At 65.8% G+C, this 10,107-nt stretch carries 7 protein-coding genes and 1 pseudogene; 4 read left to right on the forward strand and 4 right to left on the reverse strand.

The genetic code is table 11. The features are described from left to right. Positions 1 to 361 precede the first annotated feature (361 nt). The 4 genes from cydD to ACIBG0_RS07820 all read right to left on the reverse strand — a co-directional run bounded on the left by cydD (position 362) and on the right by ACIBG0_RS07820 (position 5,868). Positions 362 to 2,245 (reverse strand): thiol reductant ABC exporter subunit CydD, encoded by a 1,884-nt coding sequence (gene cydD, locus ACIBG0_RS07805; protein ID WP_397030400.1) that lies wholly within the window; start codon positions 2,243 to 2,245, stop codon positions 362 to 364. 2 nt (positions 2,246 to 2,247) lie between these two features. Continuing rightward, complete coding sequence (gene cydB, locus ACIBG0_RS07810; RefSeq protein WP_397030402.1) at positions 2,248 to 3,279, reverse strand: cytochrome d ubiquinol oxidase subunit II; 1,032 nt, start codon at positions 3,277 to 3,279, stop codon at positions 2,248 to 2,250. Between the two features lie 9 nt (positions 3,280 to 3,288). Further along, complete coding sequence (locus ACIBG0_RS07815) at positions 3,289 to 4,776, reverse strand: cytochrome ubiquinol oxidase subunit I (RefSeq protein ID WP_397030404.1); 1,488 nt, start codon at positions 4,774 to 4,776, stop codon at positions 3,289 to 3,291. A 174-nt stretch (positions 4,777 to 4,950) separates the two neighbouring features. Beyond that, positions 4,951 to 5,868 (reverse strand): aminodeoxychorismate lyase, encoded by a 918-nt coding sequence (locus ACIBG0_RS07820; protein ID WP_397030406.1) that lies wholly within the window; start codon positions 5,866 to 5,868, stop codon positions 4,951 to 4,953. Between the two features lie 395 nt (positions 5,869 to 6,263). Between ACIBG0_RS07820 and ACIBG0_RS07825 the strand changes: the two genes are divergently transcribed. The 4 genes and pseudogenes from ACIBG0_RS07825 (at position 6,264) to ACIBG0_RS07840 (ending at position 9,571) form a co-directional block, all read left to right on the forward strand. After that, entirely contained in the window at positions 6,264 to 7,406 is a 1,143-nt protein-coding gene (locus tag ACIBG0_RS07825; RefSeq protein WP_397030408.1) for a YgfZ/GcvT domain-containing protein, read from the forward strand. Beyond that, positions 7,406 to 8,020 (forward strand): annotated as a pseudogene (locus ACIBG0_RS07830) (MOSC domain-containing protein); the annotation flags it as partial. The gene ACIBG0_RS07825 and the pseudogene ACIBG0_RS07830, both read left to right, overlap by 1 nt. Positions 8,021 to 8,241: 221 nt before the next feature. Further along, complete coding sequence (locus tag ACIBG0_RS07835; RefSeq protein ID WP_397030410.1) at positions 8,242 to 9,186, forward strand: asparaginase; 945 nt, start codon at positions 8,242 to 8,244, stop codon at positions 9,184 to 9,186. 175 nt (positions 9,187 to 9,361) lie between these two features. Further along, complete coding sequence (locus ACIBG0_RS07840; protein ID WP_062988356.1) at positions 9,362 to 9,571, forward strand: DUF3073 domain-containing protein; 210 nt, start codon at positions 9,362 to 9,364, stop codon at positions 9,569 to 9,571. The last annotated feature ends 536 nt before the right edge of the window (positions 9,572 to 10,107 follow it).

The following is a 10,107-nucleotide window of genomic DNA, read 5'->3' on the forward strand; positions in this document are numbered from 1 at the left end:
CAGCGCCAACACACCCCACCCGATCGCGACCGCAACCCGCCACGGCGACAACTCGAGCAGCCCCCACATCCGCCGCAGATCCGCCCACACCGCGCGAGGGCCGCGCTCCGTCGAGGTTTCTCTCGCACCGATACTCATCGCGCATCGCCTTCGACCGCACGGCCCGGCGAGACTCTCGGCCACTGACCGAGCCATGCCGCTACGTCTCGACCAGCCGTTATCCTCGATGCGGCTGCCGCGCTGAACCCCTCGACGGGTACGTCGCACCGATTCGGCGGGCCGACAGCACACGCTCGCCGATCGGGCGGGATAGTGCCCGGCATCCGATGACGCCCGGTATCGCTCGGCGGAACTCGACTGTTCATGAGACGACCACCTGGAGGTCGGTGGAGTGGATGGGGATTATCTGGTCGGCGGCGGCGAGGACGGTTGGGCGGTGAGCTACGACGATTATGGTTGCGCCGGTGCGGGCTCGCTGCTGTAGGGCGGCGAGGGCGGTGGCTTCGGCGGCGGAGTCCAGATGGGCGGTTGGTTCGTCCAGCAGGAGGATGGGGCGGTCGGCGGCGAGCACTCGGGTGAGGGCCAGACGTTGGCGCTGGCCGAGAGACAGGCCGATGCCACCTGCGCCGACAATCGTGTTCCAGCCGTCGGGGAGTTCGTCGAGTACCGTGTCGAATCCGGTTGCGATGCAGGCGGCTTCGAGTTCGTCGAGCACTCGGGCCGCGCCCTTGGCGGTGGTATCGGGGGTATGTGCGCCGAGCAGTTCGAGATTCTCGCGCAGTGTTCCCGGGATCAACACCGGACGCTGCGGCAGCCAGGCAACACGGGACCACCAAGACCGCTGATCCAGTTCACGTACATCGGTGCCGTCGATCTTCACCGAGCCGCGCTCCGGCGAGATCAAACCCAGAATTGCTTGCAGCGCGGTTGATTTCCCGCACCCGTTCGGCCCGGTCAACACCGTCACCACGCCCGGCCGAAACTCCGCGGTCAGCCCGGCGGGCGCAAATCCATTCCGGGCGCGGACCGCTAGACCACATATCTCGATGAGGCCCCGGCCGTCTCTAACGACTCCGGCCTTCTTGCCAGGACGATTGCCATTTACTGCCGCTGAACCGAGTTCCCTTCCGCCGTCCCCGCTCAGCAGAGCCTCCGCACTGCCAACAATCCCACGGCGGGAGCCGACGGCGGCCATGGCATCAATGCCATTCGTGGTTTCGAGCAGACCATCGACACCCGATTCGACCTGGGCCCGCGTAACCGTGGAAGGCTCGAGCACAGCAAAGGCCTTGTCCGCGGCCGCCATTCCATCCTGCGCCGCATGGAACCGCTCCCCCACCATCCGCAGCGGGAGATACACCTCCGGCGCGAGAATCAACGCCACCAGCCCGGCATGGAGACTCATCTCGCCGTACACCAGCCGCAAACCGATGGACACCGCGATCAATGCGACGCTCAACGTGGCAAGCATCTCCAGCACCATCGACGACAAAAACGCGATTCGAAGCGCACGCATGGTGCGCTGCCGCAACGCGTCCCCGAGCTCGCGCACGCGGTGTTCCATCGAACCCGCGCGCCCCGCGCTACCCTCCCGGCCCAACGCACGCAGCGTCGACATCCCAGCGAAGAGATCGAGCAATTGATCCGAGAGCCGAGTAGTCGCGACGAGCGTGGCCTGCGCCCGTCCCTGCGTGAGCAGTCCGATGAGCACCATGAACACCGGAATCAACGGCAGCGTGACCAGCGCGATCACACCGGAGATCGGATCGTGGAATCCGATGACCACCAAAACAATCGGCGGCACAAGGCAAGCGAGGAGCAGCGCGGGAAGATATCCGGTGAGATACGCTCGCAACCCCGTCAACCCGGTACTCACGACAACCGCGAGTTCGGTTCGCCGGGTTTCGAGTTCGCGCGGCGGCAGCTGCGCGCCCGCCGCAAGCACCGCGGTTTCCAGTTCGGCAACCACCGCCGCCCCCGCCCGATGCGCGATCCGCGACTGCGCCCAGGTGGCGAGTACCCGAGAGCCGATAGCGACGCCGAGCACGACCAACTCGAATGTCCACGCACCGAAGCTGCGCCGACCGGGATCGGTGACAACCCCGGCCAACACCTTCGCCAGCGCGACCGCCGTGACCACGATCGAACCCGTGATCACCACGGACAGCGCCACACTCAGCACCAGATAGCGACGAGCCGAGCGCGCGTACTTCCACAGCCGGGGGTCGACGGGCGGACGAGCCATGATCAGTCCTTGACGGCTTCCAACGGCAGGCCGATCGGCGCGGGAATCTGCTCGACCGTAATCCTTTTGCGGAATACCCAATACGTCCAACCCTGGTAGCCGAGCACCACGGGCGTGACGACCAAGGCAGCCCAGCTCATCACCTTCAGCGTGTACGGCGTGGAAGAAGCGTTGTCGATGGTCAGGTTGAACATGTCGCTGATGGTGGACGGCAGCACATTGGGATACAGCGACCCGAACAGCAGCACCGTCGCCGCCGCGGTGGTGACCGCCGTGCCGACGAACGCCCAGCCGTCACGGTCTGCGAAACTCGCCGCACCCGCGAGCAGCAGCCCGAGCACGGCCAGCGCCAATGGAATCCAGGTCCATCCGGTTCCGTAGGCCAGCTGCGTCCACACTCCGAACACACCGACCACGGCCGCCGTCGGCGCCAGCAGCAACCACACCGTCTTCGCCGCATCGGCGCGCACCTCACCACCGGTCTTCAGCACCAGGAAGACCGCACCGTGCAGCGCGAACAGCAATCCGGTCGCGAGTCCGCCGAGCAATGCGTACGGCCCGAGCAGATCCCACACCGAACCTGCAATGTGCTTCTTCTCGTTCAACGGCACCCCGCGCACCACATTCGCGAACACCCAGCCCCACGCCAATGCCGGTACCCAGGAACCGATTCCGATCGCGACATCACACCAGGCTCGCCACCGGGCATCGTCGATCTTGCTGCGATATTCGATGGCGCAGACCCGCACGATCAACGCGACCAGCACCAGCAGCAGCGCGAGATAGAAACCGGAGAACAGGCTCGCGTACCACTCCGGAAAGGCCGCGAACATCGCACCGCCCGCGGTCAGCAACCAGACCTCGTTGCCGTCCCATACCGGCCCGATCGTATTGAGCACGACCCGTCTTCGGGTATCGCTGCCCTTGCCGAGGATCGGCATCAGCATGCCGACTCCGAAGTCGAAGCCCTCCAACACGAAGTAGCCGGTGAACAAGACGCCGATCAGCAGAAACCAGAACTGTTGCAGATTCATCGTCGGCTCCTAGTATGCGAACGAAAGCTGTTCGACGGCAGGTTCTTCGGCCCGATCACGGCCGCCGGTATCGTCGGGTCCGCCAGGCGAAGTCGTCGCGGGCGCTTCGGCTCCGGCGACCGTGTAGCGCCGCATCAGGTAGAACCACACCACCGCGAGCGCGCCGTAGAGCAGGGTGAAAACCACCAGCGAAGTGATCACCGTGCCCGCGACGTGATCGGAGACGCCCTGCTGCACCATCAGCCGCAGACTCTGGTCACCGGTCGGATTCGGCGCGACAACCCATGGCTGCCTACCCATTTCGGTGAAGACCCAGCCCGCGCTATTGGCCAGGAACGGCGTCGGGATGGCGATCAGGCACAGCCATGAGTACCAGCGCTTATCGGTGATCCGGCCACCTCGGGTCAGCCATAGACCGACCAACCAGAGCAGGATCGCACCGGCCGACAGGCCGATCATGGCGCGGAAGGACCAGTAGGTGACGAACAGATTGGGCCGGTAGTCGCCGGGTCCGAACTTCGCGTTGTAGGCATGCTGCAGATCGGTGACGCCGTCCAGGGTGACGTCGCTGAACTTGCCCTTGGCCAGATACGGCAACACATAGGGCACCTCGAGCACGTGCGTCACGCTGTCGCAGTTGTTGTGCGTGCCGATGGTCAGCACCGAGAAGTCTGGATCGGTTGCGGTATTGCACAGCGATTCCGCCGAGGCCATTTTCATCGGCTGCTGCTCGAACATCAGCTTGCCCTGAACATCGCCGGTGAAGAACAGCGCGACACCGGCAATGACGATCACCCACAAGCCAGCGCGTCCGCCCGAGCGCCACATCGTTTGCGCCTCGACTACTTTGGCCGCTTCGCCGCTGCGCGCGTTGCGCACCATCCACCAGCCGCAAATGCCGACCACGAAAGTTCCCGAAGTAAGGAATGCCCCGGCGACCACGTGCGGAAATGCCGCCAGCGTCGTGTTATTGGTGAGCACCGTCCAGATGCTGGTGAGTTCGGCGCGTCCGCGCTCCGGGTTGTATTTGGCGCCGACCGGATGCTGCATGAACGAATTGGCCGCGACGATGAAGTACGCGGAGGCGTTCACACCGATCGCGACAAGCCAGATCGTTGCCAGATGCAGCGTTTTCGGCAACCGGGTCCAGCCGAAGATCCACAGGCCGAGGAAGGTCGACTCCAGGAAGAATGCGACGAGCGCCTCCAGCGCGAGTGGTGCGCCGAAGACATCACCGACGAAGCGGGAGTACTCGCTCCAGTTCATGCCGAACTGGAATTCCTGCACGATGCCGGTCGCGACGCCGAGTGCGAAATTGATCAGGAACAGCTTGCCGAAGAATTTGGTCAGCCGGTACCAGTGCTCTTTGCCGGTAATCACCCAAGCGGTCTGCATGCCAGCGACCAGCGGGGCCAGCCCGATCGTCAGCGGTACGAATATGAAGTGATAGACGGTCGTGATGCCGAACTGCCAACGCGATAAGTCCAGGACGCTCAAAACCGACCTCCCGCCGATCTACGACATTTCGTAGTAAGCGTACGCCCGGGAAAGGGTCCATCAAGGAGGCCTACGCCACCACACACCGGGGCTTCAGCCCCTCAACGACCCGTTTTCCGAGCTCGCCGAGTACTCCTACGCACTGTAGTAGGACGAAGATCACGGCCCGGCGACTCACCAATCGCCGATAGCCCCCGCCCGCTCCACTCCCCGGTCCACCAATTCGATGATTTCGGCCGCATTGTCCGGCGCCATCATGCGCAATCCGTCGAGTGAGTTCACCCTGGCGGCGAGCGTGATACTCGAAAGCAGCCAAATGCTGTCGCAAGTCAACAGGTCGGCGGTGAACAACGAGCCGTAGCTGCACGTCCACCCGGCCTTCTCGGCCTCGGCGAACAGTGCCCGCTGGGTGACCCCCGGCAGTACGCCGTTCTTCGCGGGCGGAGTGATCAACTGCTTATCCCGCACGATCACAACCGACGAGCGCGGCCCCTCGAGCACCCGGTTCTCGGTACTGGTGAAGATCACATCATCTGCGCCCATCCGCTGCGCGAACCGCAGCGCCGCCATATTTGTGGCATACGACAGCGTCTTCGCACCCAGCAGCTGCCACGGCGCGGCCTGGGCCAGATCGATCGAGATCCCGCGCGATAGCGACACCACCGCGACACCATCGGTGCGCGCCTTGTGCACCCGCTCCGGCACCGGCAGCACCAACACATAGGAAGTCGGCACCGGCACCGCGGCCGCGAGATCGCCCGAAGTGACACTGGACGGGGCCGAAAGCTCGGTATCACGCCCGCGGGTGAGAACCAGCCGCATCACCCCCTCGCGCTCGGTCCCCCATTCCTTCGCCGCCGTCTCGACCGCGTCGCGCCATTTCCCCAACTCGGGCTCGGGTAGATCGAGCGCCTGCGCCGAACGACGCAGTCGGCCTAGATGAAATTCGATCGCGCACGCGTTTCCGGCACGAACCAAAACCGACTCGAAGACACCATCGCCGCGCAGTACGCCGATGTCGTCGGCAAACAACAACGGCGCGTCCGGATCCTGGACGGCGCCGTCGAGTGTTACAAGAACTCGATCCACCATGGGTCGAGAGTAGGCGGTGTTCGTTGACCGCGCCTAGAACTGTGTTTGATTGCTGGACCTTTGGCCGCGCCTTCGGCGCGGCGTGTTCGCGGCCCCCTTGTGTCTCGCGTCCGAGCCGTCGAGACTCGCGCCTGTGGAGCATGCGCTTCGACGGCTCGGACGCGAGACGGGCCGCGAACTCCTCGCTCGTAAGACTCGCTCCATTGGGGCTGGTGATGGCGCGGGCGTTCGGCATCTGATGCACGCGCGCAGGACGGGCGAGCCCCGCGCCTGCAGCGCATGCTGACTCCTCGAATGCGAGACAGGCCACGAACTCCTCGCTCGTAAGATCCGCCTCTGGTGGTCGCGGAGAAGTCGACGGTGTGCACGACTGGATAGGCCGCTGAAAGCGAGCAATGAGGTTCGCGCTTAGAGTGGTTTACGTGTCCGTGGTCGTCGCACCCAGTCCCATCCTCGCTGTCCCGGGCGCCGTCGCGGGCGCGGCCGGTTCGCCGGATTCCGCAGTCGCCTGGCATTACGGGGATCCATTCCGAGAGCAACGCGCTGCCGCGGAGCGAGTGGCGATCGTCGACCGGTCGCATCGCTTCGTCCTGAAAATCACCGGGGCCGAGCGGCTGACCTGGTTGCACACCATCAGCAGCCAGGACATCGCGAGTCTCGGTGATGGGCGGTCCGCCGAGAATCTGGATCTCGATCTCAATGGCCGCGTGCTGCACCATTTCGTGCTGACCGACCTCGGCGGCACGGTGTGGATCGATACCGAGGGCGAGCGCGGACCCGCGCTGCTCGAGTTCCTGACGAAGATGGTCTTCTGGGCCGATGCCAAACCGGTCGAGGCCGCCGATCACGCGGTGCTGAGCCTGCTCGGCCCGCGCACTACCGAATTGACCGAAGCGCTCGGCATTTCCACGCTTCCGCAGACCTACGACGCCGTGCCGCTGCCGGACGGCGGCTTCCTGCGCCGCATGCCGTGGCCCACCGCGGACTCCTTCGATCTGGTCATCCCGCGCGACCAACTCACTGACCGCTGGGCCCGCCTCACCGCGGCAGGCGCCGAACCGGCGGGCATGTGGGCATTCGAGGCACTGCGCGTCGCGTCGCTGCGCCCCCGGATCGGACTCGACACCGACGAGCGGACCATCCCGCACGAGGCCCGCTGGATCGGCGGTATCGCCGAACACGGTGCGGTGCACCTGGACAAGGGCTGCTACCGCGGCCAGGAAACCGTGGCCCGGGTGCACAACCTGGGCAAGCCGCCGCGCCACCTGGTGCTGTTGCATCTCGACGGCTCGGCCGACGAGCGCCCGACCACCGGCACGGAGGTCACCGCGGGCGGTCGCACCGTTGGTCGGCTCGGCACCGTCATCGACCACTACGAATTCGGTCCCATCGCATTGGCTTTGCTCAAACGCACCATCCCGACCGGCACCGAACTGATCGCGGGCCCGACCGCTGCCGCCATCGATCCGGATTCGGTCCCAGCCGACGACGCACCCCAGGCGGGCCGAATCGCCGTCGACCGGTTGCGTGGCCGTTGATGCAACCCGATAGCGCTCGGGTGCTTGCCGTGTGCGTCGTCCATGCGGAGTTGGAAGTGCCGACCCGCGTCGGCAGAACGGCCATCGACAAGCGACCTGTTCCCCATCGTGTCGCCGCACGTGCCCGCGGTCTCGACGGCGATCACGTATGCGACACCAAGCATCATGGCGGTGTCCATCAGGCCGTCTATGCCTACGCCGAGGAGGATGCGCGGCGCTGGGGCGAGGAACTCGGCCGCGAACTGCCCCCGGGTTGGTTCGGCGAGAATCTGCGCATCACCGGACTCCCGATCAGCGATGCGGTGATCGGTGCGCGCTGGACCATCGGTGACACCCTGCTCGAGGTGAGCGCACCTCGCGTACCGTGCGCGACCTTCCAGCACTGGTCCGGTGAGTCCCAATGGGTCAAGCGCTTCGCGCTGCGCAGTGATACCGGCGCCTACCTGCGCGTCCTCACCGAGGGCACGATCGGCGCTGGTGACGAGGTCCGCGTCGTGCACACACCCGACCATGGCATCACCGTCCGCGACCTGTTCACCGGCCACGATCCCGATCTTCTTGCGATTCTGCTCGCGGCCGAACCGACCATCTCCGATGATGTGCGCATGCAGATCGAGCGGCACGACCGCCGCCACGCCAATGCCACCCACGCCCGCGAGCGGCGGATCGACGTGGCAAACGCGCGCGAGCACCGGGCCAACGCGGCAGGCACCTCCCATCAGCTCGATACGGCAGGCACCCGCCAGCAGCAGGGCGAACCGGCAAGCGCGCGCGAGCAGCAGGGCAATGCAACTAGCGCCCGCGAGCAGCACGTCGAACCGACAGGAGCCGAGCTATGACCGTCGAACTGGTCGAGGTGGTCCGCTCCGGCTTCCGCGAATGCGTGCACAGCGGTTCGGTGGTGATCCTCGGCGCCGACGGTGACCCGACGCTGGCGCTCGGCGAGGTGCACGTCCCGATCTTCCCGCGCTCCACCAATAAGCCCATGCAGGCGATCACCCTGCTGCGCAACGGCTTCGAACCGCTCGACGATGCCGAGTTGGCCATCGCGACCGCATCGCACTACGGCGAACCCGATCACATCGCCCTGGTCGAGCGCCTGCTCGACCGTTTCGGCTTCGACGAGAAGGCTCTGGAATGCCCGCCCGACCTGCCGCAGGATGAGCGCGCACGGGCCAACGCGCTGCACGAACCCCGCCGCGTGTACATGAACTGCTCCGGTAAGCACGCGGCCATGCTCGCCACCTGCGCCGTCAATGGCTGGCCCACCGAGGGCTACCTGGACCAGGCGCATCCGCTGCAACAAGCGGTGATCGCCACCATTACCGACCTCACCGGCGAACCCGAAACCGACCTCGGCATCGACGGCTGTGGTCTACCGATCATCCCGGTCTCACTGGTGAACCTGGCCCGGGCCTTCGCGGCCATGGCTACCGCTGCGCCCGGCTCGCCGCAGCGGCGCGTCGCCGATGCGATTCGCGGCAATCCGCGAGTGATTTCCGGCACCAACGCACCCGATTTATTGACCATGCAGGCCACCCCCGGCCTGGTCTGCAAGATCGGTGCGGATGGTGTGCACGCGGGCGCGCTACCGGACGGAACGGCCTTCGCCTACAAGATCGCCGATGGTCACGACCGTGCGCGAATCCCCCTGACGCTGGCCATTCTGCATCGCATGGGCGTCGAATGGACCGCCGCGCACGCCGAACTCGCGGCGCCACCGGTGCTCGGCGGAGGCGCCAGGGTCGGGGTCATCCGAGCGATTCCCGGGGTGGTCTGAGGGGGCGGCCCGACGGCGACAACCGGGCAAACGGCGCCACTTCAGGAGTTGTTCCCCCACTCCTGGAAGCGCGACTGCCGGACACACGCTAAAGTGTCTGTCAGGAAGAGTATTAATTCGAACGGGGCCGCCAACAAACCCCAGGCCGCCCCGCAGTGACGCGAGGGGGTCAGCCATGGGCCGTGGCCGGGCTAAGGCAAAGCAGACCAAAGTCGCACGCGAGCTGAAGTACAGCTCCGCGCCGACTGACTTCGCGAGCCTTCAGCGCGAGCTTTCGGGTAGCCCCACCTCCCATCGGAGTGGTGTGCTGTCCGATGAGCACGACGCGGACGAATCCTCATCCCGCTGGGACGAGGACGACGACTACAAAGACTGGCGCCGCTGACTCGGTAAACGATGAAGGGGGAGGCCGACGGGCCTCCCCCTTCACCCGTTGACGCCGCGTGACCGGACTAACCATTCGAGGCTTGCACAACAACAGCGTCCCGCATCCGACGATGCGGGACGCTGTTGTGAATTTCCGTGCGCGACAAACGGAACCACAACGCGCGAGTCTTACGAGCGCCGTTCGCAGCCCGTCTCGCGTCCGAGCCGTCGAAGCGCATGCGCCGCAGGCACGGGGCCCGCTCGCCCGGCGCGTGTCCATCAGACGCCGAGCGATCCGCCATCAGCGACCACCACGGAGCGAGTCTTACGAGTGACCCGCTCGCGGCCCGTCTCGCGTCCGAGCCGTCGAAGCGCATGCGACGAAGTCGCGGGGCCCGCTTTTCCGGCATGCGTGCGTTAGGTGCCGAACATCCCCGCCATCACCAACCACAACGGAGCGAGTCTTACGAGCGACCCGTTCGCGGCCCGTCTCGCGTCCGAGTCGTCGAAGCGCATGCGACGAAGTCGCGAGTCTCGACGGCTCGGACGCGAGAC

This window comes from Nocardia sp. NPDC050630 (genome assembly GCF_044457245.1).
In the GTDB taxonomy this organism is placed as follows: Bacteria; Actinomycetota; Actinomycetes; order Mycobacteriales; family Mycobacteriaceae; genus Nocardia.

Excerpts from the sequence above, each read along its gene's own strand:
- cydD (WP_397030400.1), bottom strand. The coding sequence starts at position 2,245 with ATGGCTCGTCCGCCCGTCGACCCCCGGCTGTGGAAGTACGCGCGCTCG.
- cydB (WP_397030402.1), bottom strand. The coding sequence starts at position 3,279 with ATGAATCTGCAACAGTTCTGGTTTCTGCTGATCGGCGTCTTGTTCACC.
- ACIBG0_RS07820 (WP_397030406.1), bottom strand. The coding sequence starts at position 5,868 with ATGGTGGATCGAGTTCTTGTAACACTCGACGGCGCCGTCCAGGATCCG.
- ACIBG0_RS07825 (WP_397030408.1), top strand. The coding sequence starts at position 6,264 with ATGAGGTTCGCGCTTAGAGTGGTTTACGTGTCCGTGGTCGTCGCACCC.
- ACIBG0_RS07835 (WP_397030410.1), top strand. The coding sequence starts at position 8,242 with ATGACCGTCGAACTGGTCGAGGTGGTCCGCTCCGGCTTCCGCGAATGC.
- ACIBG0_RS07840 (WP_062988356.1), top strand. The coding sequence starts at position 9,362 with ATGGGCCGTGGCCGGGCTAAGGCAAAGCAGACCAAAGTCGCACGCGAG.